Source organism: Longibacter salinarum (assembly GCF_002554795.1).
Classification (GTDB): Bacteria; Bacteroidota; Rhodothermia; order Rhodothermales; family Salinibacteraceae; genus Longibacter; species Longibacter salinarum.
In genome coordinates, this window is sequence record NZ_PDEQ01000006.1 from 172,516 (window position 1) to 197,673 (window position 25,158).

At 55.7% G+C, this 25,158-nt stretch carries 19 protein-coding genes; all 19 read right to left on the reverse strand.

Annotation, left to right across the window (positions count from 1 at the left end; genetic code table 11):
* Window positions 1–33: 33 nt before the first annotated feature.
* Complete coding sequence (locus CRI94_RS12455; protein ID WP_143815398.1) at window positions 34–969, reverse strand: T9SS type A sorting domain-containing protein; 936 nt, start codon at window positions 967–969, stop codon at window positions 34–36.
* 307 nt (window positions 970–1,276) lie between these two features.
* Entirely contained in the window at window positions 1,277–4,810 is a 3,534-nt protein-coding gene (locus tag CRI94_RS12460; RefSeq protein ID WP_098076202.1) for a T9SS type A sorting domain-containing protein, read from the reverse strand.
* An 836-nt stretch (window positions 4,811–5,646) separates the two neighbouring features.
* Window positions 5,647–6,822, reverse strand: a complete 1,176-nt coding sequence (locus CRI94_RS12465; RefSeq protein WP_098076204.1) for a glycosyltransferase family 4 protein — start codon at window positions 6,820–6,822, stop codon at window positions 5,647–5,649.
* A gap of 29 nt (window positions 6,823–6,851) precedes the next feature.
* Window positions 6,852–8,024, reverse strand: a complete 1,173-nt coding sequence (locus tag CRI94_RS12470; protein ID WP_245846185.1) for a glycosyltransferase family 4 protein — start codon at window positions 8,022–8,024, stop codon at window positions 6,852–6,854.
* A gap of 28 nt (window positions 8,025–8,052) precedes the next feature.
* Window positions 8,053–9,009 carry a sulfotransferase gene (locus tag CRI94_RS12475; RefSeq protein ID WP_098076206.1) on the reverse strand — a complete coding sequence of 319 codons (957 nt, stop codon included), beginning with the start codon at window positions 9,007–9,009 and terminating at the stop codon, window positions 8,053–8,055.
* Window positions 9,006–10,217, reverse strand: a complete 1,212-nt coding sequence (locus CRI94_RS12480) for a glycosyltransferase family 4 protein (RefSeq protein WP_098076209.1) — start codon at window positions 10,215–10,217, stop codon at window positions 9,006–9,008. The genes CRI94_RS12475 and CRI94_RS12480 overlap by 4 nt, the downstream gene beginning before the upstream one ends.
* A 31-nt stretch (window positions 10,218–10,248) precedes the next feature.
* On the reverse strand, window positions 10,249–11,226 hold the full coding sequence (locus tag CRI94_RS12485) for a sulfotransferase family protein (protein WP_098076211.1): 978 nt from the start codon (window positions 11,224–11,226) through the stop codon (window positions 10,249–10,251).
* A gap of 33 nt (window positions 11,227–11,259) precedes the next feature.
* Window positions 11,260–12,405, reverse strand: a complete 1,146-nt coding sequence (locus CRI94_RS12490) for a glycosyltransferase family 4 protein (RefSeq protein WP_218919393.1) — start codon at window positions 12,403–12,405, stop codon at window positions 11,260–11,262.
* 44 nt (window positions 12,406–12,449) lie between these two features.
* A complete protein-coding gene (locus CRI94_RS12495) occupies window positions 12,450–13,877 on the reverse strand; it encodes a hypothetical protein (protein ID WP_143815399.1) in 1,428 nt (475 codons plus the stop codon).
* A 20-nt stretch (window positions 13,878–13,897) separates the two neighbouring features.
* Complete coding sequence (locus CRI94_RS12500) at window positions 13,898–15,064, reverse strand: glycosyltransferase family 4 protein (protein ID WP_098076215.1); 1,167 nt, start codon at window positions 15,062–15,064, stop codon at window positions 13,898–13,900.
* Window positions 15,061–16,257 carry a glycosyltransferase family protein gene (locus CRI94_RS12505; protein ID WP_179862285.1) on the reverse strand — a complete coding sequence of 399 codons (1,197 nt, stop codon included), beginning with the start codon at window positions 16,255–16,257 and terminating at the stop codon, window positions 15,061–15,063. The genes CRI94_RS12500 and CRI94_RS12505 overlap by 4 nt, the downstream gene beginning before the upstream one ends.
* Window positions 16,258–16,293: 36 nt before the next feature.
* A complete protein-coding gene (locus tag CRI94_RS12510; protein ID WP_098076219.1) occupies window positions 16,294–17,454 on the reverse strand; it encodes a glycosyltransferase in 1,161 nt (386 codons plus the stop codon).
* Window positions 17,455–17,462: 8 nt separating this feature from the next.
* Window positions 17,463–18,530, reverse strand: a complete 1,068-nt coding sequence (locus CRI94_RS12515) for an NAD-dependent epimerase/dehydratase family protein (RefSeq protein WP_098076221.1) — start codon at window positions 18,528–18,530, stop codon at window positions 17,463–17,465.
* Entirely contained in the window at window positions 18,523–19,290 is a 768-nt protein-coding gene (locus tag CRI94_RS12520) for a sulfotransferase family 2 domain-containing protein (protein WP_098076223.1), read from the reverse strand. The genes CRI94_RS12515 and CRI94_RS12520 overlap by 8 nt, the downstream gene beginning before the upstream one ends.
* 99 nt (window positions 19,291–19,389) lie before the next feature.
* Window positions 19,390–20,406, reverse strand: coding sequence for a glycosyltransferase family 2 protein (locus tag CRI94_RS12525; protein WP_098076225.1), 1,017 nt, complete (start codon window positions 20,404–20,406; stop codon window positions 19,390–19,392).
* Window positions 20,407–20,451: 45 nt separating this feature from the next.
* On the reverse strand, window positions 20,452–21,405 hold the full coding sequence (locus CRI94_RS12530) for an NAD-dependent epimerase/dehydratase family protein (RefSeq protein ID WP_098076227.1): 954 nt from the start codon (window positions 21,403–21,405) through the stop codon (window positions 20,452–20,454).
* A gap of 319 nt (window positions 21,406–21,724) precedes the next feature.
* A complete protein-coding gene (locus CRI94_RS12535; RefSeq protein WP_098076230.1) occupies window positions 21,725–22,981 on the reverse strand; it encodes a glycosyltransferase family 4 protein in 1,257 nt (418 codons plus the stop codon).
* Window positions 22,982–22,998: 17 nt separating this feature from the next.
* Window positions 22,999–23,949: a sulfotransferase domain-containing protein gene (locus tag CRI94_RS12540; RefSeq protein ID WP_098076639.1), complete on the reverse strand. Its 951-nt coding sequence runs from the start codon at window positions 23,947–23,949 to the stop codon at window positions 22,999–23,001.
* A gap of 43 nt (window positions 23,950–23,992) precedes the next feature.
* A complete protein-coding gene (locus CRI94_RS12545; protein WP_098076232.1) occupies window positions 23,993–25,111 on the reverse strand; it encodes a glycosyltransferase family 61 protein in 1,119 nt (372 codons plus the stop codon).
* Between the last annotated feature and the right edge of the window lie 47 nt (window positions 25,112–25,158).

Below are 25,158 nucleotides of genomic sequence, written 5' to 3' on the forward strand. Positions count from 1 at the left end.
ATCGAGTGTGCTCCAGCGAAAGGGTCCGTGTCGTCACTTGACGACATGGACGAGCTGCGACACTGTTTGCGTTTTACCCTGGACGGATAGAACATACGGACCGCTAGAGAGGCTGGCTGCGTCGATTGAGAACGTCCGGTGCTCACCGGTACGCAGCTTCGTCTTCAGAATGGTGCTGATGTGTTGGCCTGTTACAGAGAACAAGTCAATGCTAACATCCTGAGCAATTGACGATTTGACCGTCACCTGGGATGACGCGGTAACCGGATGCGGTGCGATGGGAGACAGGAACAGACTTCTGTTTGTACCGACGGTCACGTGTAAGACCCGACTGAGCGATATCGCACCGTCTACGTCTACCTGACGGAGTCGTATATTGTACTGACCGGGCGCATCAACCGTGAATTTATACTGGTATGATTGAGGGCGATCTGTCGTGCCCGCACCGTCGATGAACGCGACCTTTTCCCATAGGGACGCAGGTTCGTTCGTGGGACGCATTATCACGTCAAAGCCCGCGTTATTCGTTTCCGTTGCTGTCTCCCATTCTAGGACAATTGTGCTCCCATCCACGAAGGCCTGCCACGAAACCAATTCGACGGGGAGGAAGAAGGGATCGAAGTCGGTAATGGTGTAAATGCCATTCCGGTCATAGATTGCCTCATCAACACACAAGTTCTCATCCGGCTGACATGGCTGGAATGTAGGCGTTAGTTCGTATATATCCCCGGTAGATGTCTGTGCCCAGAATCGTAAGGTATCTCCAGGGCGGTAGCCCGGCGCGGAGGTTTGTGGGTTTTGCTCTGCGATCGCAAAACTGTTTGGTTCCGACGAGTCGATACGTGTCTCGCCGGTGCAGGTATTCCCATCTGGGGTTACGGCTATCAAGACATCTCCCTCGGTGAGAGGGCTCTTTTGCACCGCATTCGCCGCTGCACTTGTCTCAATGACGACCGTTGCGTTATTCACATTCTCAACGCAATCGGTCGGGAATGTGGGTTGCGCGTAGCCGGGGTGTGGCAACGCACCGATCATGAAGGCGCAGATTGAGAGTAACAGCCTATGTAGCATGGTCTTGTGGGATTGAAAGTCCAAAACGTTCTTCTCCTCCTTGTACATCGTGTACGGTAGAGAGCAATCTGGCGTGCCGACAGGCATTTCAGATTACGGCAAGTTGAAGGCTCCGGTGTATAGAAGAAAGGTCACTCCGCGCAATGCAGAGTGACCTTTCGTGTTATGCATCGACGTGCTAAGGGTAAAACATTGCCACTCCTTCCTAACGCACGACCGTCATCTTCTTGGTGAGCGTAGTCGAACCGGCACGTAGGCGGTAGAAATATGGACCGCTGTCGAGTCGGCTTGCATCCATACGGACTTTATGCTCACCCGCGCGGCGCAATTCATCGACGAGTGTTGCGACGCGACGACCGAGAACATCATATACCTCCAGCGAAACACGTTCTTGCTTCGGTAGGACGAACTCGATCGTAGCAGATCCCTGGACGGGATTCGGTGCGATTCCACGCAGCAGCAACTCGGTGTTCTGGTCACCGGCGACCAATTTCAGGACGGCGTTTTCCTGAAATGCGATCTTAGAGATGGGACGGTCAGAGAGCATGTCCTCTACCTTCTGGACGTCGAGGGATTCCCCAGTCTCGCTTCCTACGTAGATGGATAAGCGTTCACCGGACGTTGCCCCATCAACGGGTGTGGTTTGTGGATCGTCACCCCACAATCGGACGATCCCGCGACCATCGCTCACTATTCCCTTACCAACAATTCGTCCTTTTGCTGTTTTGGCGAGTAATGATGTTCCGTCGCTCATGGATGGTGATTCCACGATCGCCGTCGCTGTCACAGCATGACCGCGCCGTGCCTTTGCGGACGACGTTTTCGCATACGCAGCCTTTGATGAGGGGTAAGTAAGAGTTGTCGCGTTGTCTACGTAAATTTGATACCCCTGTCCCGGTCGAACAAGACCGCTTCCGGCATCAAGCGTATTCAAATTTTCAGACGGAATATATGCATCTCCTGCATAATCCTTAACGATTACGAGCTCACTCGATATTGACGAGAAGGCTTCCTCGGCAGACATCGAACCATCCGGCCAGTACGCTACTAGGTTCCAACCCTGCTCAAGTTTGATCGGTGCTGTGGGGTCTAGCACTGATCCATTCATCGACAGTTTGCTGTCCTTCGTCAGGTAAACCTTGTAGGCTTCGTCGGAAGACCATGAGCCGATAGTGTTGATTCCATAGTCTGGGATGTACGTCTCTCCGACTTCATTTTTTACAAGCACGACGTCCGACACGATCGAACCAAAGACCGTTTCCATTGAGGCATCATCTGGAGCGATCGAGCTCGACACGATATTCCAACCAGAGTTGAGAGACATGTCCGACGAGGACTGCTCAACGAACCACTGTTCCCAGTCTCCATTCGGCCACATTTTCTCCCCCCAACGGGCGGCTCGATCCAGTACACGTCCGTCGAGATTGCGTCCCGACCAGAGGTGCATCATCGAGTAGAACATGTCTGCGCGATTGGCTGACCACTTAATGGAATTTACCTTTTGGGGCTTATACGTCTGGTCCGGGATTCGGCTATTTCCCTTGTCGTCTCTTCGCCAGTCGCTCACGGCCCATTCATTATTTTGCTTGATCCACGAATCGATCGCTGCTTCGGTGAATCGATTGCGCAGGTTCGAATTCATGGACGTAAGCATATTCTGCACTTCCCACACTTCGAGCTTTTGCAGGCTGTGACCGTGAATCGACCATGGCCATGAACCCTTTCGTTCGGCTTTTATGTCGCTATCGGGCTGATAGAATCGGTTGAACTGCTGGATGGCCGAGATATAGTGTCGGAAGTAACGTACCCCCTGGTTGCTGTTGTACTCGCTCGTCGACTGAATGTGCATCGAGTTATAATTCCAGTCGTACGGGTTATTCCCGGTTGCGAGCCGGTTGCCTGGCGCCAGAGTCAGAGCCAGATCGTACCAAATATCTCCCCAGTAGTTACGAGACCGCGCGTTCCGGTGTGTACCAGCACCTTGCCCATATTGGGGCGTTCCTCCACCCGCGCCACAACACTTCCGTTGATTTTTGTGTGGGCTTGTGTCGTACACATTCGCGTTATTGAACCAGACGCGATCCTGACCTCCGGCAAAGATCCCATTCGGGAGTGAGCCTGCTTCCGGGCCCCATGCGAGGCGGTCCGGTTGTCCCTCGGGACCGTAAATCTCCGCACCGAGTCCTTCGAGTTTGTGCTCGTGCATGATCTCCCAGAGCTTCATCGAAAGAAACTGCCGCGTTGAGTAGCGTTTCTCGAATTCGGTCGAGAAGCTCGCGTCGACTGGAGGATCCCAATTATTCCACCGATCAAGCAATTTGCTTATTCGGCGATCAAGTCGTGTGGTGTTACCGCCTCTACGCTCGCCGACGTTGTCTCGTGCGGTAGCGATCATCTGCTCCCGACTCGTTTCAAGGTCGTCGTGGATGGAGAGATAGTTCTTGTACCAGTCCTGATTTTCCACCGTTGAGACATCCCAGATATCCACGGGGTGAACGTCGGGCCACCACTCGAAGATATCCGGCCACTGCACCTGGACGGGGACCTCACGGTTGTTCATCGTGGAGTCGGTGTGCGCCATCGCGAACATCTTCGACTGATCAGAGGTCATTGAGATCTGATCGGCGAGCTTGTTGCAGTCGACGCCGCGATCGGGGTCGTGGTCGGCGTTGCGCAGCACCGTCTCGGATCCATCGCTCGGGAACAGGAACGGAGCACTGTCTTCGTCGCGATCGACAACGCAGTCGATTCCGGCGCCTGCTGCCCATAGCTCAACCGGTCGCTCATCAAGACCGGGGCCGGGTTGATACGGAGGGTTCCATGGACGACCCGCATCGGACACGTCATACCCCGACGGAAGCTCAAGATCGACGGACCGAATGTAACTTGCGATCTGTCGACCTTCCTTGTCGGTTAGACCGTGGAACGTCGAGCGTGCTACGATCGACTTGTTTGAGAAGTTGAAGTACTTCAGGTCGCGGCCATCACGAGCGTGACAATCGGCGCACGAAGCAGTGATCGGCTTGCCGTCGAGCGGTGATTCAACGAGAATGCCCCGAGCGTGCCAAAGCTCCTTCCCCTTGCTGATGTCGCTGCTACTACTGTACGGGGGGGACCAGGAGGCCGGATCGTCCCATGTAAATGTCGTCGAGCCGAGACGACTCTGAGTACCCGCACGCACGTCGAGATCGAGAATCCGGTATCCGCTAGAGTACCCCTCTGTGCCATTGAATCGAAACTCGATCGTGTTTTGGCCCGATGTCCAGGAGCCGGACTCGGTTGCATCTACCGCTATGCGCATGGTCTTATTCGAAAGTGGGCCGTCCATGCAGCCAAATTCACTTTCTGGAGAATCACACGTTATGCGCTCCTTTGTCATGCCAACCCACGGTCCGCCGTTGATTCGGAAGCTGGCCTTCTGGTCGTACCGCTCGCCTCCGTTCGTGACATGTGGGTCGGTACCGTTTTCAGCCCACTCGCTCCAGTGATAGGCGAGATTGTGAACCTCGAGATGCAGGTTGTCCACTCCGCTTGCATCAGAGACATCGACATTCACAGAGACCGTGTGGCCTTTGTCGCCGATGACCTCAAGTGGGAGTTGGACCGATCCACTGCTTGCGGTTTGGAACGTAGAGTAGGCTCCCGCCACGAAAATGGCAGCAACACAGAGAAAGAAGAGGGATAAGGTCGACCAGAGGCTAGACTGCTTGTTCTGGTCGTCCCGATGGGGGTAAGGCATTGCTTCACAATCGAGATGTTTTGAGCGGCTCTAGATCACGCTGTCCGCACACCGACGTAGCGATACTGAACCACGTGCGTGGTTTCGCTTCAGGTTATGCAACGTGAGAGTGGATGAGCCTGGAGTAATCCAGAAAACAACGTCAGCCAGAGAAAAGACTGAGCGACGAAGGTTGAAATGACTCCCGTGTCATCCGTCGGATACGATCTACAAGTGGCGTACCGGATTGGCCATTTTCCACGTCACAACGCTGGAAACGTGACATTTCCCCGCTATCTCCTGCGTTTAAAGAAGGCGATACTTTTGCTTTGGTCCAGTATCGTTGCGCTTATGAACCCAACTGATGCGTCATCTTCGTCTACTGTAAAACATGACAACCCCCGGTGCTAGCTCAATAAAGAGGGGTTTTGGGCAGTCCGTGGGACATCGTCGTCTTGTTACAACCTCCCGAATATAAAATAACGTTGAAGTTATCGGCAGCATCCCTCGTTTGGCTCAATCTCACTTCGGGATATCATTCGCATCTCGAAGATCCTTGTGGAGCATCGGGTAAGCTTTCGGATCAGCTATAGTGCGCCTAAAGAGCTGTATCGTACAATTCGTAGCCCATTATATCCCAGCTAGCCGTGGCGTTTCGGGGTGTAATGTCCTCGTGTCAGCCAGTTCTGTGTGGGTCAGAGCGCGATCAGCGGTGTTTCATCGAGACACTTAGTGAAACGCTACAGCTTGGACAATCCATAGGATGACCGCCGCGGCGACATTCAGGATCCACCTCTTTCCGTATTGATGGGTAGAGAGAACCCCCATCCTTGGCACAGCACGAAGCGGGCTCAGGGCTACACGTGGGGCTCGTGGGACGCATGATCGGCGTGCGTCTGCCGTAACACGTCGTGGAGGCGGTGCGTCATCTGCTTGACGGAAAACCGGTGTCGTGCAACCTCCCGCCCTCGGCGGGCGATGATCGTGCTTTCCCGGCCATTCTCGAAAATCTGCTCGAGAACGGATGCGAGTGATTGCGCGTCGCCGGGTTCGGCGAAGTACCCCGTTCTGCGATGATCTATGATTTCCTTGACGCCTCCCGCACGGGAGGCAACGACGGGTCGGTTCGCGAGCATTCCCTCTACCACCACCCGACCGAAGGGCTCGGGAGCGGTTGACGCGTGGACGACGGCGTCGACTTCCTGCATTAGACGAGGGATGTCGTCGCGAAAGCCGAGAAAATGGACGCGATCAGCGACGTCACGCTTTTCGCATCGATCCCGGATTTCGTCCGCGTATGCGACATCGTCGGGAAATAAGGCGTCACCTACAACGAGGGCATGCACCGTTGGCAACGATGCCAGCGCATCGATGAGAACGTGCTGTCCCTTCCAGGGAGCGAGTCGGCTGAAGATTCCGACAAGAGGGGTGTCTCCGAGGTTCAACTCCCGTCGAATCGACCCATTTTGAGAGGAGGTGGATGCGTGGGAGTGCTCCTCAATGCCATTGTACACGACCTCGGTGGGTCGGCGGCCCCCACTGGACCGGTAGGCGGCTTCCGTTGCCTGCGAATTGACGACGACACGGTCGACGAATGCATTCGACATTCGCGTCGCCAGAAAACGATTGGTACGACTAAAATGGTCGTTCGATAGGATGTCGTGCAAGCTCCATATTGCGGGGCGATTTGCAAGCCAGCTTGCAAGAGCACCGATGAGCATGGCTTTTTGAGAGTTCAGAAAGACAACGTCGTAGTCGCGAGCGACGCGAGATACGTTTGCGATCATACGAGTAAGCCCAGGGATCGCGGCGATCGCGTCGCAAGCGGTGGCAGTTTTCTGAACCCGTAGCACGGATGCGGGGGCTTCGACCACGCGGACATCATGTCCCTGTGCGTGAAGACGTTCTACAAGCGGGCCGCGTTCAAACGTCAAGACGGTGGAGTCAGGCGTGGCGCGGACCAGGTCCAACAGATATAACTCAGCGCCACCGAGTGAGCCCGTGTGGTCGATAAAAAGGGTGCGCGGCAACATATCGGTCTTGCTTGACGAAAGATGTCGTATCAGTGCAGCGCGGCTGGGGCACGTCGATCGGATGTTCGCGCATAGAGGTCTCGTGTTTTGCGTGCGATCACGGACCAGTCGAAATGTTCTGCGGCATGGTTTCTACATGTTGCCCCGTCGGGGAGCACACGGTCGCCATTGAGTGCCTCTAGCAGCCCTCGTGCGATGGATGGGACCTCTGCCCGATCCAGGACGAGATCATCGCTCAACCCTGACACGATGGATGGGAGTCCTCCCACCGGAGTCGCCAGCACAGGTGTGCCGGCTGCCAGGGACTCGACTGCAGAGAGCCCGAAACCTTCTAATGCGACGGTAGGCATGACCGAAGCCGTTGCGGCGCGGTAGGTTAGTGCGAGGTCCTCGTCTGGGACGAAGCCGAGAAATCGTACGTGATCGTTGAGGCCGGCATTGGCGACGTCCTCTTCCAAATGAGGTCGAAGTGGACCCGTACCTGCGATCATGAGCATCACGTCGGGACATACCTGCCGGACGCGATCTAGGGCAGCAATTAGTTGTTCGAGGCCGACGCGGCGGACGAGGCGGCGCACCGACAAGAAAATCGGACGATCGGTCGGCCACCCTAGCAGCTGTCGAGCGTCGGTGCGGGAAATGTGAGTTCGATCAAATGCACCGACGTCAACACCCCCTGGTATGATGCTGATACGATCCGGCGGAACGCCGTAATCGCTGCTCAGGATATCCCGAAACGCCTCCGATAGGACAACGAATCGGTCCGCCCGGTTGTACACGAGTCGCTCGATGTGCGACTTGAGGGTGACCTTGAGACGAGACTCGCCCTCCATCAGCGATTCGCGCGCCCACGGGCCGTGGAAATGGACGATCGTGGGGTAACCGCGAATTAAGTCGAGAACGGGGAGCGTATAGAGGGCAAAATGCGTGGTTACGACATCAGGGTCGACTTCCTGGATTGTCGACTGAACGTGATTTCGGATCGCGCGCCAACGCGTGGTCAGCGACGCCTTCTCATCTGCGACCCCGTGAAGTCCCCTAATCGGAGATCGTTGCTTCCCTGACCCGTCTACCACGAGTCCATGCACGTACGCATCTGTCGCTGGTAGGTGATGTTGTAGGGCCTCAAACACACGATCGGACCCGCCTCCGGATGACGGGGAGAATCGTGTCTTGCCAATTTGATAAATGTGTATTGACATGGAGTCGTGTCGCATAGAGGGGAATCACTCAGGCAGCTTCTGGTAGAGCGGCCTGATGAGACGTTGGGACGACGTTGTATCCGTATCGAAGCAGAAATGGCAGTGTGAGTGCCGTAACGAGTACCTTATGTATCCCCGCCATGTTAACCCTCCATGCAGCATCTTCTCGGATACGGGTCACACCAGATTTTGCGCGACCTGGGTTGCCCCAGATCGTATGATTCGTTCCAAGCGTTATCTCGCGCTGTCCGTGAAATGGACTCCCCGGAAAGGGGAGGCCAAGTGCTCGGACGGTGGACTCCAACATTCGCGCGGGGTTGGCGCAGAAATCTTCATACCGTAGGCGAATATTCGGAACGTCGTGTCGACGCAGTAACTGCTCCAGCGTCAGATTACACGCGACGTATCTTCGACAGCTGCCGACCGGAGAGAGCGTGGGCATGTAGAGGTCTTCCTGTGGTGCCACGTCCGTTCGCTTTTTCTTTTTTGACCATGAGTTTGCATTGCCCCTGGGATCGCGAACAAGATGCAAGACTCGAGTGTCGAGATTTGTGGCGCTCAGCAAGAGATACAGGTGTGACGGCGTTTTTGACATGTCGACGATCACCTCGGCTCCCGATACCGTTGCTACTTCTTCGTAGATCGCCTGGATGGCCGCACCGTATTCTTTCAGTACATCCTGCTTGGTCGGCGCAAGACCGGCAGCGATCTCAATGTTTGAGGGGAGGGCCTTTCGCTGTCGTATCAGGTCATCGACTGGCACAGCGTCCACAGAACCATATAGCGAGCGAAACACCGGCCCCCAGAGTGCGCATGACGATATTTTCTCTCCGCACCCGCATGCATGGCCTCCGACGAAGATATTCTCCCACGCATAATTAGCCTCCCCGATGTTCACGTAGCTGGTGATCTCGTTGAGGCAGTTGGCGAGGATGGTGCTACCACTTCGCCCACGACCCGCGATGTAGAGTACTTTGGTCTTCATGCCGTTTCTGCTGAAGAGGATTTCGAGGACGTGGTAGAATGACCGGGTGAGCCGCTGTCAGGGGCCTCGGTGGCCAACACACGATGTAAGGTCGACACGAATCTGTTCGCGAGGACCTCGTCGGTGTGCGTACGGAGCACGTGTTGACGACCTGTTTCTGCAAAGCGTCGGCGCTTGTCCGGATGCTGGGCCATGAATCTCAGTGCGTTGGAGAGTGCGGTTGAGTTGCCTTCCTCGAAGGAGATTCCACCACCGGACCGTCGAATAACATGCGGGATTTCCCCAGAGTCGGATCCGATCAATGCAGTCCCGCAGGCGAGGGCTTCAATCAGGACACGGCCGAATTGCTCTTTCCAGTTCGCTTGGGTCTCGGATGGAAGTACGAGAACGTCAAACAAAGAGAGGTAGTCGGGGGCCTCTTCGTGCGGAACATATCCTGTAAAGCGAAGCCGATCCCCAATGCCCAAAGACTCAGCACGGGAACGAAGGACCTCGGCATAATCTCCATTTCCTACGACCACGAAGCGCCATGGAATGTCGCGCATGGACGACAGCGCGTCGAGCGCCGTATCGAGACCCTTCACTTGGCTTACGCGGCCCATGAACCCAATGACGATCTCATCGCTCCCGACATTTAGATTGGCTTTAAGCTCGTCGTTCGATTCCCGTGGGTAGTATGCCGATTGATCCACACTACCCGGCAGTAGCACACACGGACCGTCATATCCTTTTGCTCGAAGGATCTCTGTAGCGCTGTCGGAGCCGGCAAATGCAAAGGCGCTTTCTCGAAGTACCATGCGTTCGGTTTGGGCGAAGGGCGGCGGATAAGTTTTCTGAATATTTTGCCAGGTAAAAAAGCCGATCGGGCAATCGTGCCACAACCGATTTGCCTGGTAGACCTGAGCGGTAGCGGCGCCGTATGGTTCGTGGCGCACGTAAATCACATCGGGCTTGTCTCGCTTTAGGATGTGCCGAAAGGTGGTACGGTAGACGTGGAGAGGGACGCTGCCATTCATCCAGACAGGTATCGCTTCAAGACGCCCCCGAAATGCGGGCCATCGTTCGAGAGAGCGCTGGTTTCCGTAATCGTCAACCCACATGGATGGAGAGACGAGCGTGATATCAACGTCTGAGACCCGTTCGACGACGCTGTAGAACTGCTGATTGGTAGGTGTCGCGCAGTCGTGGCTTACGACGAGAAGTTTCATCTTGTACCGACGGGGGATTCCGAACAAAGAGTCAGGAAGGGGTTAAATCGCCTAGTTTAAAACTTTCGCGATCATAGATGCGAAGTGCTATCTCTGACGTGATCTCAAAAATATCGCGCCTTGTGTTGAGCGGGACAGAGTCACGCCGCATCTCGAAGATGCTCGCACTGTCACGCTTAAAGTCCTGCACCCGACCATCCGAAGCGTACGCTTTCCCGTTGTTGGTCGTTAGCGATAGGATTTTCTTATGTACGCCATCAGACCAGGGGAGCCCGCACTCTCGATAGATTCGGCGAAAGACCCTCACCGGGTGTGAAGAGAGCTCTTCGTGTGTGACCACGATCCAGTCACCGTGTTTTTCAGCCTGATCAAGCAACACGCGATAAAGCATGCGCCAGTGTGCCATAGACTCCAGCAGGCGATCCTCCCAGTTGGTGTGCAAGAGATGCAGGTCATCTTCTAGGTGGTTGGCGATAACGTCGGGTTGCAATGCGAAGTCGTACACTTCCGGAAACCATGATAATCGCTTCAAGCTGGCTGCAAGCGAAACCGGGTGACGGACGATCACAACCGGCTTGACACCGAACTCTCGGTAGAGAAAGTCGGTCGTTAGGCCCGCCATCGGGTCTTTGATTAAAGCGTGACGCCGAAACCAATTTGCTTTAGCGAGTCGAAGGTAGAAGGGGCCGCGACTCCCGAAAAGTCTCTTCGCGACCTTTCGAGCGAGGGGGTCATCGTCGTATTTCGCAGACGACATCCCGATGTCGTACGTAAAAATGTGTCGCACATGGTCGCGATATCGACGAGCGGCATGCGAATGGTCGTTTTTATCGACGTACCGAGCCTTGAGAGCAATCCCCTCGGGAATCGTATAGCCTCCATTAAATGGCTCGTGGATGTAGTCGACGCTCACAGGGTGGCTCAGTACCGAGGCCAAAAATGTCGTGCCGCTACGGATCATGCCCGTAACGAACACCCATGATTCGATCGATGTGGGGTCAATGGACATAGATCTGTACCTGACGACGAGCGTGAGCGAGAGCTAGACAAAGGACGGCTCGCATGAGGAGATGGACAGCGTATCGAAAAGAGATAAGTACTTCCGAGCCATCCCATTCCAAGAGTGGTTCTCGGCGATTCTTCGGGCCGCCCGGCTCATGGAGTCGGAGGTACGTGTTTCTGCAGCGAGCCGACGCAGTTCGACCGCAACGCGTGTCACGTCGTCGGGATCGTCAATCACGACGCCGGCTGACGACTGGACCAGCTCTGCGCCTCCGGCGGATTGAGCAGTCAGAATGGGGAGCCCCGAGCCAAGCGCCTCGAGGAGTACGAGCGAGCAGGCTTCGTAACGAGAAGGAAAGACGAAGAAGTCGGATGCACGCATCAGATCGGGGATGTCACTGCGAAACCCAAGGAAGTGTACGCGATCGGCAACGCCGATTTCTGAGCACATTTGTGGGAAGGGGCTTCCTTCGATTCGCCCGGCAACAGCGATGTGAATACCTTTCGCATCGGGAAGGGCCTTAATCACGGTGTCGAGCCCTTTCCTCGGCGTTCGAATATCACCGGCAAAAAGCCCTATGGGCACACCATCGGGTAAGCCCAACTGCTGCCGTGATGCAGGACCAGGATGAAATTCAGTTGCGTCGACACCGTTGTGGATGACCGATATGTTCTCGGGGGGGCAGCCAACATGGATTAGTTCGCGTTTTACTTTCTCAGAGACCGCAACCAGCCGTCTTGCCCTCGGCAACACTCGCTGCTCAATGTTCGCATTCACCTTCGAGTACACCCACTGATACATTCCCTTCACGTCGCGGCGAATTTTGGAATCATGAACGTTGGAGGTGCGCCAGGCAGAATGAACGAAGTGAATGATGTTGACGTCTACCGGTGCCCAGGTATTGGCGCCGTTCGCAACGATTAAATCGACGTCCTGTCCGTGTTCTTGTATCCACGATGTGCTCTCCTGGGCGAAGCGTAGATTTCCCAACAACGCATTAGGAGCGTTCGCGTCAGGCATCGGAACCCACTCCACATTCGGCTCCATCAGAAGTCGGTTGTCGACGTCAGACGCCAAACATGTGATGGTATGTCCGTGTTGGGCGGAGAGGCGAGCGAGTTCTAAATTGACACGACCCTGTCCCTCACCCTTGATTAAGCGATTCGTGACAATCGTTATGTGCATGGATTCCTGGCGACGTAGGTGGAAGAGGTGATGGGAGCAGCAACCTATCGAGACTCGGCATTGTCCGTCTCGGACGTGCGATCAAGGTGGTCGAGAGCGCCGATCGTCAGCCAGGTAAGCGGTGTCAATACATAGAACCCCGGCTTGAGCCACGATAAACCGGTAAAGGCTAGCATGCCGACAAAGACGAGCCCGATAAGCGATCGCTCTCGTTGCCAATATCGGACGGCCTTGACGGCGACGAGGACTAGGATGCACAGGTAGAGGAAGCCTCCGATCAAACCGCCGCCCTTGAACATGTCTGAGAGGTCCTTTTCCGTGCTTCCGCCGCTGTCTCCGTACTTGGATGCGGCCAACGTCGTCGCGCCGATTCCTTTGCCGAGCGGATCTGTAAAGCCCGATTTGATCCCGATCCAGAACAAGTGACCATGGATCGCCACGGTCCCCCCAGCCCCAGGTGTCGTCGGAATGAGGTCGGATTGCCGATCGAGAACCCGACTCACGCGCTGATGATCGATTGAGCCACTACTTGCCAGTTGGCCTGCCTGGCTCAATCCCCAGAAGAGGGCCATCCCGCCGATCAGAACTGTAAAAGCAAGGCGTGGGGCCCACGTAGCGATGCTTCGTCCCTGGACTGTATATAGAATCGATATGGCGACGATGATCTTGGCGATCGGGCCGCGGCTCCCCGCTAGGAAGAGCGCCGCAAAGATCACGATGGAGAGAAGCAGAAGGCCGCGCTGCTTTTTAAAGGCGGCGGCACTTGCCACGACCACGACGATTCCGATGTACTGGATGTATTCGCTGATGTTAGGGAATATTGAGATCGATCGGAGCATCTGTTCGTTTGGGCCCAGTGCACTGTATCCTGCGATCCGGTACCAGTCGAGCTGGTATGGAAGCCAACCGTAGAACACCTGGTACAGGCCCATCAGAGCAGCAACGAGAGCAAGGGCAGGCATAATGCGCAAGAACCAGGTGCGCATCATTTGCTCTGTCGTAAACGCTTGTCCGATCCAGAACCAGAGCATCGGTACCAAATAAAGCATCGCGCCGGCGACCCCGACCATCAATCCTCCTTGCTTGGGGTTGAAGATCTGCAGCGTCATGAACACCATGAACAGGGCGATCACCTTCGCGGCCGTGGAGTCCAGCGAAACTCGTCTCCACATTACAGCGGCAATAAAAAGAATGAGCGTAAGCGCGGGACCGACGAGCAGAATCGGATCATTCCCTGACCACCCCGATATCGGCACGAGAAGACGGCGAAGGTCTCCGAGAAGTGTTAGGTAGATAAGCAGCGCGAGAATCGCGAGTCGCACGTTCTTGAGCGCGATTCCAAAAAGAATCAAACCGCATGTGCCTGCCACAACAAGGCGAACGTGTCCTGCATCAATGAGCACTGTAATCGTCGCAGCGCCGAGAAACATAGCGACGACAATCGCAAGGCGTAGCCAGCGTTCGCGCGACATGGTGAGGGAGCTTAGCGTGGTCATCGTGCTAGGGTAGGCCGAGGGGAGGGGACGTCAACGGCATCTGTCGTCTCAGCGATAAGCAACTCGTTGATTCTGGAGGCGAAGGCTTTCACGGAAAAGCTGCGGGCTCGAATCGCTGCATTGTGCGCAACGCGGTCCGAAAACTCTGCGTCGCCGAAGTACCGAACTATCGCTTTTGCCATGGCCTCAGCGTCACCATACGGCGTAAGAAGGCCGGTTTGGCCATGCTCGATGACTTCGGTCGGTCCGGCTGTATCGGAGGCAATAACCGGTCGAGCAGACGCCATGGCTTCGATCACGACAATGCCGAACGGCTCACGGTCTGATGCGTGGACGACGACATCGGCTGCGTGCATCCAGTCGCGAACGTTGGACTGAAATCCGACCATGTGGATAGACTCCTCGAGGTTTCTCCGTTGAATCAGATCCTTGAGGTACTGCGGGTACTCCGGCTCTAGATCGTGCTTCCCTCCAACCACAATCCCTTGAACATCGGGATAGTCCTGCCGGACTTGATCGATACTCTCGATGAAAACATGCATGCCTTTCCAGCGCTGAAGCCGGCCGACGATAACAGCCGTTGGCGCAGTTTCGTCCAGTCCAAGGCGTCGTCGGATGGCGCTGCGGTGTTCAGGTCCAGGTGCAAAGTGTCTAACATCTGTCCCGGGGTGCACGACTGCGGTCCGACGGTGCGGGAAGAGAGCCGCCTGGGCTTTGGCGCCGGCGTTCGAACACGTCAGGACGCGACGGGCGGGAATGGCGGTTGCGAGTCGGTCCATCCAGTGGACATCCGCGGGCAAACCGAGCTGGAACCAGAAGGCGGGGCAGCCGAGCGTAAACGCTGCTGGACCTCCATACACGTGCCCCTTGCTCATCCAGCCGAGAATGCCCCGCGCTTGAACGTCTTTTCCAAGCTCAACGAGCTGGCGAATCGTCCGCCCATATGACATCACATGGCGGAGGCGTCCAGCAGGAAAAACGTGCGTATCGGACCACTCCGACCGGCACTCGTCCACCATGGGGCCATCTTCGAGGAAGACCACATGCCAGTGGATCGTTGTGGGAGCGGCTTCCGGCGGCGTGGTAACGAGTTGTTTAAGCATTAACTCCGCTCCGCCTCGCTGCTCCGCCAAAGGCATTACGACGATCACGTCTACTGTCATGGCAGGGAGGATTCGATGAGAGGGGAGGGTGTCGTGGCATCGTTTGGGTTTGTTGGAATCGCTCGTTCGAGTGAGTCCATGAAACGGGGGACTGTGATGCGAAAGTCGTACGTTTCATTGTACAGCCGGCGTCCCGCTTGACCTATCGTTTTTCGTCGACGTGTGTCTTCATAAAGCTCGGATGCTCGGGCACCGAAAGACGCTGGATCGTCGGCGGGGGCGAGACAAAAGGCCGTTCCGTCAGCTTCAATCAGGGCTTGATCCGTGAGGTGGCCTCGAGTGCCCAGTGTTGGCACGGCGTGCTGGAGGCCGGCCATAAATGATCCGCGTCTAGACGAGATGCCGTCCGGAAATGGCGTCAGATGAAGGTCCATGATCTGCAGGTGACGCGAAACGTCTTCGGCGGGAAGACGGCCGGCGTCAACGATGCAATGTGCCGGTAACATTTGCTTAAGTTCGGTCCCATTCGGGCCCACGTAGAGAAGCACAGGATCTTGTTCTCCTCGTGACTGTGCCCGGCGTCGAATTGCCTGGACGGCCGCGTCGATGTGGTCAATGAGTCGGCCACGAAGGGTGCCAAAGAAACCAATGACGAATCGGTCATCAGAGAGCTCAAGGAATTGCTTCAGGTCTGTTGAGCGTTCATTGACGAGGGGTATATTCGATCCGATTGGAAAATGGCAGACGGGTGTATCTTCGAACCAGTCATTGTATCTATCCACCCAGGGAGCAATGGAAAAATAGATCCGGTCTGCCACTCGTCCCAGAGCCCGAAATTGTGCCCGCTGCCACACGCTCATTATGGCAAACTTCCAAGAGATTGCCGGTACGAAGTCCTCGTGGGCCATCCAGGCAATTCCGATGGATGGATCTGTTCGTTTGAGGCGGTGGAGTGCCCAGGGAAGAAACGGATTCAACCCCCATCGACCATAACTGAACTGATTGAATTGAACGAGCAGCCAGTCGGGCGGGTCAGAGAGAACCGTTTCGATAAACTCGCTGGTGCGCCAGATGGGTTGAGTCGCGAAGGCGTTGCGGCAGACGCGAACATCTGGGATAGGGGTGACCTCCGATGCCGCTGTGAGCACCCTCACGTCCGCACGAGAGGTCATCTCTCGCGCGATCCTCGAGGTATGATCGCCGATCCCGTCTAATGATGGAGGCAATGTGGGGAAGAGGATGTCGATGCGCACGGGACCCGAAGTGGTGGGGAAAGGAGAAGTGTGAGCTTACGAGGCGATAGCGTGCTTGGCTGGATAGCAGTCGAGGACCACATTCCAAAACCGCCGACGCTGCTCCTCGATGCGGAAGCGCGATTCGGCTAATTCAAGCGCTCCCTTCACGACGTGCGCACGCCGCTCTGGAATGGAACGCACGGCCGAGAGGATGTCCTTCGGATCGAGGGACTCGGAGAGAATGCCGGCGTCGTGTCGTCGGAGCAGGTCTGCGGCGGCGGACTGTTCGGGTCCGTGATACAGAATCGGAACCCCGGACGCTACGTAGGTGATCATCTTTGTTGATAGGCTGAACCGGACAAACGTACTGAACTCGCTGTCGAATGGGAGAGGCAGATATAAAGCGTCTGCTTCGGCTATTTCTCGTTCTACGTCATCTTGCGTACCCCAACCGAGAACGTCGACCGGGACCGATCCGGTCGTTAGTTCGAATGGGATGCTCCCTCGGACGGTCAGTCGCACGTCAAGGCTAGAGTCGGACGCTTTTAAGCGCTCTAAAGCGAGAACCAACGCCTGAAATGGTTCACGATACGTCATGTGCACCGAGCCCATGAAGTAGAGATGGAAGGAACCGTCGTGGGCGCTCCGTGGCGCGGGTTGAATGGTGTGAACGCCATCTGTTACGACGGAGTATTGTCGGTCCCCGTAGCGGTTGTTGTAGGCCTGTCCCATTGCATCCGATATCACCATTCGAGCGTCCGATTTACGCCAAACAGTAGCTAGGCGCTTCATGGCCTGCGTTAAGTAAACACGATCCTGGAGGTTGTACGTCAGATCGTCGTGGACCGTGAGGATATACGGAAGGCCGAGGTCACGGGACACGAGGTACGCATCCCAAAAGTCGATTCCATGGGGGATAGCGTGAATCAGCTTGACGTCCTGTTCGATGCAAAGCGACCGAAGTTGCTGACGAAACTGCGGGCGATAAGCGAGCGTGACGGCGGAAATCGGATACGACAGTCGCGTATGCTCAATACGTCCGAAGTAGGGACGCACGGGAAGGTGCCGTTCTCGCTCTGTGTCCATCTCGTTGGGCGCCTGCGGGCTCGTACACACGCTCAGAATCGGTACGGGTGCGCCCTCAAAGAGCGATCGGAGGATACGAGCACCGCCACCCGGAGACGCAAGTCCAAATGGCTGAACAGAAAGAATCATAGGGGCATTCAGGTTTTGAGCTGTGCCAGCCGCGACGCCCAGCTTTCATGGATCTCTCCGAAGATGTCGTCGAGCGATTTGCTGATATCCCATGACGGGTAGTGGGATCGCATTTTCGTGAGGTCGGAGATATAGCAGATATGGTCACCCGAGCGGTTTTGCTCGTCGTAATCATACAGCATTTCTTTTCCGGAAATAGACTCAATTATCGAGAACGCCTCGAGAATCGAGCAACTGTTTTCCCGGCCGCCGCCGAGGTTGTATACCTCTGCCGTCCGCGGCGCTTCGATGAATGCCTCCATGAATCGCGCAACGTCCAGTGAATGGATGTTGTCGCGTACCTGCTTCCCCTTGTAGCCGAAAATCGTGTACTTTCGGCCGATCATATTGCATTTGACGAGATAGCTCAGAAACCCATGTAGTTCGACACCTGAGTGGTTCGGACCGGTTAAGCACCCGCCGCGAAGACAGGCCGTTTTCATGTCGAAGTAGCGTCCGTACTCTTGTACCATTACGTCGGCAGCCACCTTCGAGGCGCCGAAGAGCGAGTGTTTTGATTGGTCAATTGGAAAGGTCTCTGAAATGCCGTTCGCGAAATCACGGTCCGCGTAGTCGTATCGCGTTTCCGTTTCGACGAGGTCAAGCGTATTGGGTCGATCGCCGTAGACCTTGTTCGTCGACATATGCACGAACGGGCTTTGCGGCGTGAACCGGCGTGTTGCTTCGAGCAAGTTCAGCGTCCCAACGGCGTTCGTGTCGAAGTCGTCGAACGGAATAGCTGCTGCTCGGTCATGAGAGGGTTGAGCGGCCGAATGGACGATCGCGGTCGGTCGAAGGTGGTCAATCAGGTTCAGCACGCCCTCTCGATTCCGGATATCGAGTTCGTGGTGCGTGAAGTCCTTAAGCGTCGACTCCAGTCGGTGCTGGTTCCATCGTGTATCTCCTTCGGCACCGAAGAATTCGCGTCGCAAGTTTGCGTCGACACCGTGCACCGCCCATCCTCGCTTTGAGAAGTACGTGCATACCTCAGATCCAATGAGTCCAGATGAGCCGGTAACAAGTAGTTTTCTAGGCATTTGAGGTTGATGTTGGGGCGGAACGGGTCGGTGAGGGCGCGACGGTTTGCTGTGTTTGGATCCGTCTTTGAAAGAGCTCGCATGCAAATTCGTAGAGCTCCATGTCAAGCTGGTGACTTTCGATCAATGTTCGACGCGTCTGCTCGGACAATCCATTGATGGTGGGACGGGCGCGCGTCTGTTTGTGTCTTCTTCCGGTTTCATCAGCCGGCGGATCAGCAGGAAAGCCAAGGGCACGGGAGACGTGTGCCGCCGAGGTCGCGAACTCTTCCTTGATCCCGAAAGCGATGTACCGATGCTCAAGATTGTATTTGGCACGGTCGAGCATTCGCTTCTCGAACCATGGCTGACCGATGTACCGCCGCATCAGTTCGTATTCCATTCCTGCCAGCATCTGCGTCATCTCATTTTGGAATCGAGGCATGGAGTAGAAATCGGAAATCGAATTCCTTCGTGCAATATCGTAGAGCGTGTGTTCGCAGAGAGCCGGGTCGCACTGGAGGATGAAGTGGTAGGCCGAAATGGCTCTGTCTACAGGTTGCCGAAGCATGGTCACGTAGCGGCAGGGCCGACGAGTGAGACGATGAAGCCCGAACGCTCGATGGCCTGTGACAACGCGGTGATCGGGTCGAAGAGATCGCCGGAAGGAGAGGAGCGAAGTTTGTGAAAGGATCTCGTTCGGCTCGACGTTCGGGTGGAAGACCCGACGGAAGAAGCTCGTGCCTGCGGTCTTGGGTATATGAGTGAAAATGGTCAGCATCGGTCACGTCGGAGTAGAGTTGCCGAATGAGGTCAGGAGCCAGCGTCAAGTCAGGCCCTCGCGGCCGCGTTGCACGCAGTGGACGGGAGGGGCAGACCTTCACCATCCGGCAAGGCGAAGAAGGGCCTGGACACTGCGCACCGTGGTAGAGTGCATATTGGATTGCGTCTGAGAAAGCCAACGGTGAATCTGCCGCTCGAACGGTCCCCGCGGGTCGGAAAGGTCACCGTTGCTGGGCATGCCGAGCTCGCGGCTTGTTTCACGCCAGTCCACGTCCCAGATATCGATTTTTCGAAAGGTGTCCGGCCCATGGTCGTGAAGCATCTCTACGACGGATTCGTCCCAGTGGTAGGGCGCGTCGTTCTCAATCGTGCGCATATCGATTCCGCGCTGTTCGTAGCCATCCAGCCAGTCGTCTGCGAGTGGCTTCATGTTCTGGATATCGGCGTGCATGAAATTGTACTGCCGATAAATCGTGACAGGTCGCTTGTCGGGCTTGTTGACTCGTTCCCAGCATTGATACCAGCGCTGCTTACTAAGCATGCGCTCCCAGTTGGCGTACTGATAGTGAAGCACATGGATAGATTCAGCATGCTGCCATGGGGCATCCGGCGGCACCGGGACGCGCGGACTGTGAATTAGCTCTCCCTCATGGGCGGCACCATCATCGACGTATCCGAATGGTTTGGATTCATTGTCCAGCCATCCTCCAGCTACATCAGGGCCGACGTTCACCCACCGAAATCCGAGGACGGTACCAGGTGGAGAGTGGATGAGCGTGTCCCACTCGGGATGACTCATCCAGTTGGCTGTCAAAATCTCGTCGGCATCGAGAGCGATCATAACACGTTGCCGATCGCCGATATCGATTCGCCGCGCTTCGTCGATTAAGAGACGCTGACGGCCGGCCTCATCGTATCCCGGGAAGGGATTGTCGACGACATGGACCTTGTCGAATGTTTTGGCGATCGCGCGGCTGTTGTCGTCCGAGTGTTGGTCGGCCACGACGATATGGTCGGCCCAGGTTGAGGCACACTGAAGAAACCGGTCGAGAATCCATGCCTCATTCTTGACCGGCGTCATGCAGATGAGGGCAGGTCGGGGGGAGCGGCTCATAGCGGGGAAGAAGAGCGCCAACGGGGGAGCGAGAACAGTTGCCTCCTAAGCAATGACGGGAAGTTTCTCGTGCGTGAGCAGCTTCGACAATCCCTCTTCGAGACGATGTTGGGCTCGGATGCCAGTGAGTGCTAAAAGTCGGGTAGTGTCCGCTCGTTGGTGCAGCTTGTCGACAGATCGTTTGCGATTTGCCCGCTGACGAATCGTAATATCGATTCCGGTCAGCTCACGAAGAATATCGATGATGTCTTCCGCCGAATATTCGACCCCGGTCCCCACGTTGGTGACGGCATACCCGTTCTTGCGGTCGGTCAGATCGGCCATGGCGGCGGCGATGAGAAGTTCAGCGACGTCTTCGGCGTAGATGTAGTCGCGTTTCGTATGGATATTACCAAGGGGGACCACCGGCCCTGCATGCAGACTCTCTATGATGTGGGGAATGAGATGAGGATTGGTTTCGTAGGCCCCATATGTATTGAATAGCCGAGCAGCGACGACCTGCAGGTCTGTTGTCCGCGCGACGTGTTCGCAGACATTCTCCGTGAGAAGCTTACTCAAGCCATAAACATCCACGGGCTCATGGGGAAGATCTTCGGAGATGAGATCATCGACGCTTGGGTATATCGCGCCGCTGGAGGCCACAACCGCGGTCGTAACACCATGTTGTGCTGCGACGTCCAAGACGATGTTCGTTCCCTCTACGTTGACGCGTAGTGTTTCGTCGGGATTCTCATTACAGAAGGGGATAAAGTGATGCGCGGCCATGTGGAAGACATGGGTCGGCTGAAACGTGCTCATCGCTTGCTGAACAGCGGCTCGATCCAAGATGTCATCTTCAAACACGTCGATATCAGACGCGAACTCGGCGATGTTTTCTGGGGTGCCCGCGCAGAAATTGTCATACACTGCGACGTCGTATGAACGGTTTAAGCACTGTTTTGCGATCCAGCGCCCAATGAATCCGGCACCGCCGGTGATGAAGATTCGTGCTTGCGTCATGTTGGAAGGTCAGGTCGGTCCGAAGGAGATCAAGGCACTTCGAAAGTACTGCGAGACGACGGCTTGGCGCACACACCTGTGGATGATTCGGAAGGGGGATTGCGTGCGGTGACGGTCATCCTCAAGTGCGGCTCGGATGATAATTAGAATCCAAAGCTGCGAACTCGCTGCGCCATTGGTCCGCACGGATAATATTCTTTGTCCACTGTATGCGCATGCGCGTGGGTACGGAGAAAACGCAAAACGGTCCGGCCCACCTGATGGGGGCCGGACCGTTCTTGTAATCGATTGCGATCACGTCATGCAGAGCGAAGCCCCGTTAGACGGAAATGGCATTTCTCGACTGATCCTGGTTCCATGTCGATGGGGCGTTCTGCACAGATTGGTACACCGCTTCTAGCTTGTCTACCAGCGAGTCGACGGAGAACTTATTCTGAACGAGCATGCGACCATTTTCTCCCATTTGTTTCGAGCGATCGGGGTGATCCAAAACGAATGAGATGCCCTCAGCGACACTGGTGGCCGTTTGGTCAACAACAATGCCTCCATCATTGCCTTCAATCAGGGCATCGAGACCATGAGCAGGACCGCCGATGACGGGCTTTCCGTAGCTCCATGCCTCAAGATAAACAGCAGGCAATATCTCAAACTTTGATGGCATGCAAAAGATGTCGCACGCGGCGTACGCATCGGCCTTCTCTTGCTTTGACACGAATCCAAGCACGTGAAGCCGAGGATCTGTGCTGGAAAGCCGTTCTTTAGCGTCATCGGAGACTGGACCGACGAATACGAACTGTACATCTGGATTCCGTTTCCATACGATTGGCGCAGCCTCCTCCATGGCCTTTACGCCTTTGTATTCGACCATTCGTCCGACGAAGAGGACGACAGGTCGATCTCCCAGATCGTGTTGACGGCGAAATTCGGAACCATCGGATGTCGGGGGCAAGAGCGGCACAACGCCGTAGAGGTGAATCCGATCGCGTGCGACGCCGAGATTGACCAACATCTCCTGGTCCGTTTCCAGAAGAGCGAGGACGGCGTCGGATCGCCTGTAGTACGCGACGCTATCGGGGTCGTCCCCGTGCTGCCCGGGATGAACATACGGGGTGACCACAAACGGGATGTCCAATTGTTGCGCCATGTGTTGCGCCGTCCACCCCAGGTAGCCGCCGGCAATCGAGTGGACGACATCAACATCCTTCATTAACTGCCGAAATCGCTCCTCGTACACGCGTCGGAAGAACGGATACCCGAAACGTCGAAGCGCGTGATACTTGTATCGACCGAGCCTGGGGATGGCACGGGTGGCGATTGGAAGCATCCGAAGCCGGTCCATCAGCGAAGGAGTAAGCGCATGAACCGTGACATCGCCGTCGTCGAACCCGGTCGCGGAGGGAAGAAACAAACTGTCTTCTAGTACGCCGAGACGCTTAGGGAGGTCGACGTCGTCGAACTGGGCTGCCGCGACCTCCACATGATCCCGTTTAGCGAGCTCATTCATAACGAGACGCGTCTGGGTCTCTACGCCGCCGACGTAGGGATGATATCGCTGCGCTACGAGAAGTACATTCATGGCACGTCGGAGGCTGGTTAAGTAAGAGACACGTTTGCTGCCGGAACGGTACGCTTCTCTCGGTCGACCATGGCAACCCAGTCGTTACTCGTTTCGTAACCGGTGTTGAGGAGAATGTCGCCGAACCGCTCTAGAAAATAGTCGGCGTGTGCTGTGTTGAAGTGGTTTATCCAGTCTCCGGCAACGCCTTTCCTGTAGTGGCTCTGAGCATCGCTTTCCCCTTTCGTTCGGCCACCCGCTTTCTTCTCGAAGCGATTATCGTAGACCGGTCCGAGAAGCATCGAGCCGCTTACACTGGTTTGGTGTCGAAGCATTGATAGGCCTGAATGTCGACTAACAAGGCGATTCCACGCAGTTTGCAGGAATCGCTTCGTTTTATCTATCATTCGCGTGTCATCCTCCCAGGCCATGAGTTCAAGAAAGTCGAATATCTTAACGAAGCCCCCGTACGGATCCGTTGTTAGATTTTCCATGCGCACCTCGAGGATGTTGTCCCGGTTGTAGTCCCAGGTGTCAATATCCTGAAGACACGCCTTCAGGAAGTCCATTTCCATGAAAAGGCCCTCCTCAAAAGACGTACTCAGGAGCTTGGCGCGGTGCGCCTTTAGATGTGGCAAGCCGTCCACCGGATGGCTGTTTCGGTGGGAAAAATAAGCTGAGACCACAATGTCTCGCGGATCCCGGATGACGTGAAAGCCTTTCGCATCTTTACTCGCCATAAGGCAATCAGCCTGAGAAACATCGGCCGTAATGCAAGAGATGAAGTCTATGTCTTTCGATGCTATGTACGAGCACATTTCGCTTCTCTCGAACCTGGACTCGTAGTCGGTCAACAGGGCGTGTTTGAGGGGCGTCCCGGGGTCTACGACGACCGAGTACGTGTAACCAGCCTCCCGGAGAACGTGCTCGATGATGGTGCGCACCCACGTCGAGGCGCATTTGTGATGGCCAAAGTATGCGTAGTTCATTGTCTTGAAGGGGGTGAGGGAGGGCAATAAGTACTTCCGGACGCTACGTGTCAGAAGGCGAAAGATGCGTATGCATTATCTCTTGCATTTCGATGAGGTCTACATTGAAATCATCGTCTCTCCATGCGCCCGTCGAGTGCATCCGCCTGTATGTGTGATTACGCGAAGCAGACAGAAAGTAGAATGATGGAACGAGATGGTGCGACGGGAAAAGCTCTAGAACAAATGCTCGGTCGGCCCAAAGCAAGTTGGAGAAGCCTGCGCCGTGCGGTCCGACTACGGCCTCGGCATCATAGAAAAGATGGATCTGGTCCTCGTACGAAAGATCTTGCAGCCGATACGAACGAAAGCCGAATGGACGAAGCGCTTCGAGGACGGCTTCTTCGTTTAGAACCTGTCGTCCCTTCGAATTCCCTGCGCGGCTAATATAGATCCTGTTCTTGCGTTCACGGGGACGGTTTGGCAGCATTCGATCCGATACGTAGCGCAGGTACTCCGCCGGTAGGTAGCCCGCATGGCGGCGGGTCATAAAAGAGGTAAATAGAAGCGTATCGAACTCATAGAGCACCCGTCGGCGCAATCTGAGCGGATGGACATTCGACGGAGCCATGCGTGATACGAGAAGCTCTTCGAGCGGAGTTGGGCCGTCTCGGAGTAAGAGACCGATACGATCAAAAGACTGAAAGAACGGTGCTTGAAGAAGAAAAAGTCGGGGGGCGTGATCGATCAACGTGTGATAGTAGTGGTTAAACCTGGACCGCAACGGGGTCACCGGTTGATCGATGCGAATGATTTTCGATGCTGAAAGTGCGTAATGGTCCAGATATTCGGTACGGCGAATCGTACTCATGGACTCCGCTAAAACCTCTCCGTCTCGGTTCAGGATGACGTTATTGAACGGGCAGTAGAGCACGTTTCGTAGAATCGCCGCGAAGGCACGCGGGGAGTCAAAGTGCGGCGCTTGATAGTGCTTTACATCCGGAACCAAGGTGGCATTTTCGAGCTCAACTGTTTCGATACGACGCGGCTCGATAAGCGTCGTCTTTTCGACGTTCGGGAACATGTCATCGAACGTTTCAATCGAGATGTCGCGTCGATCCCGAAAGTGGCTCAGCACCTTTCGGCCGATGGGACGCGTGAAGTCGATAAATTGCTTGAGCATCGTGTGGAGAGGGGCGAACCCGTGGTAAAACGTGGGTTGAGGGGCGT

Coding starts and splice junctions, on each gene's coding strand:
- CRI94_RS12525 (WP_098076225.1), bottom strand. CDS start 20,406: ATGAGCCGCTCCCCCCGACCTGCCCTCATCTGCATGACGCCGGTCAAG.
- CRI94_RS12515 (WP_098076221.1), bottom strand. CDS start 18,530: ATGCCTAGAAAACTACTTGTTACCGGCTCATCTGGACTCATTGGATCT.
- CRI94_RS12460 (WP_098076202.1), bottom strand. CDS start 4,810: ATGCCTTACCCCCATCGGGACGACCAGAACAAGCAGTCTAGCCTCTGG.
- CRI94_RS12480 (WP_098076209.1), bottom strand. CDS start 10,217: ATGAAACTTCTCGTCGTAAGCCACGACTGCGCGACACCTACCAATCAG.
- CRI94_RS12540 (WP_098076639.1), bottom strand. CDS start 23,949: ATGAACTACGCATACTTTGGCCATCACAAATGCGCCTCGACGTGGGTG.
- CRI94_RS12490 (WP_218919393.1), bottom strand. CDS start 12,405: ATGCACATAACGATTGTCACGAATCGCTTAATCAAGGGTGAGGGACAG.
- CRI94_RS12530 (WP_098076227.1), bottom strand. CDS start 21,405: ATGACGCAAGCACGAATCTTCATCACCGGCGGTGCCGGATTCATTGGG.
- CRI94_RS12520 (WP_098076223.1), bottom strand. CDS start 19,290: ATGCTGACCATTTTCACTCATATACCCAAGACCGCAGGCACGAGCTTC.
- CRI94_RS12500 (WP_098076215.1), bottom strand. CDS start 15,064: ATGACAGTAGACGTGATCGTCGTAATGCCTTTGGCGGAGCAGCGAGGC.
- CRI94_RS12465 (WP_098076204.1), bottom strand. CDS start 6,822: ATGTTGCCGCGCACCCTTTTTATCGACCACACGGGCTCACTCGGTGGC.
- CRI94_RS12485 (WP_098076211.1), bottom strand. CDS start 11,226: ATGTCCATTGACCCCACATCGATCGAATCATGGGTGTTCGTTACGGGC.
- CRI94_RS12495 (WP_143815399.1), bottom strand. CDS start 13,877: ATGTCGCGCGAACGCTGGCTACGCCTTGCGATTGTCGTCGCTATGTTT.
- CRI94_RS12535 (WP_098076230.1), bottom strand. CDS start 22,981: ATGAATGTACTTCTCGTAGCGCAGCGATATCATCCCTACGTCGGCGGC.
- CRI94_RS12545 (WP_098076232.1), bottom strand. CDS start 25,111: ATGCTCAAGCAATTTATCGACTTCACGCGTCCCATCGGCCGAAAGGTG.
- CRI94_RS12475 (WP_098076206.1), bottom strand. CDS start 9,009: ATGAAGACCAAAGTACTCTACATCGCGGGTCGTGGGCGAAGTGGTAGC.
- CRI94_RS12470 (WP_245846185.1), bottom strand. CDS start 8,024: ATGTCAATACACATTTATCAAATTGGCAAGACACGATTCTCCCCGTCA.
- CRI94_RS12510 (WP_098076219.1), bottom strand. CDS start 17,454: ATGATTCTTTCTGTTCAGCCATTTGGACTTGCGTCTCCGGGTGGCGGT.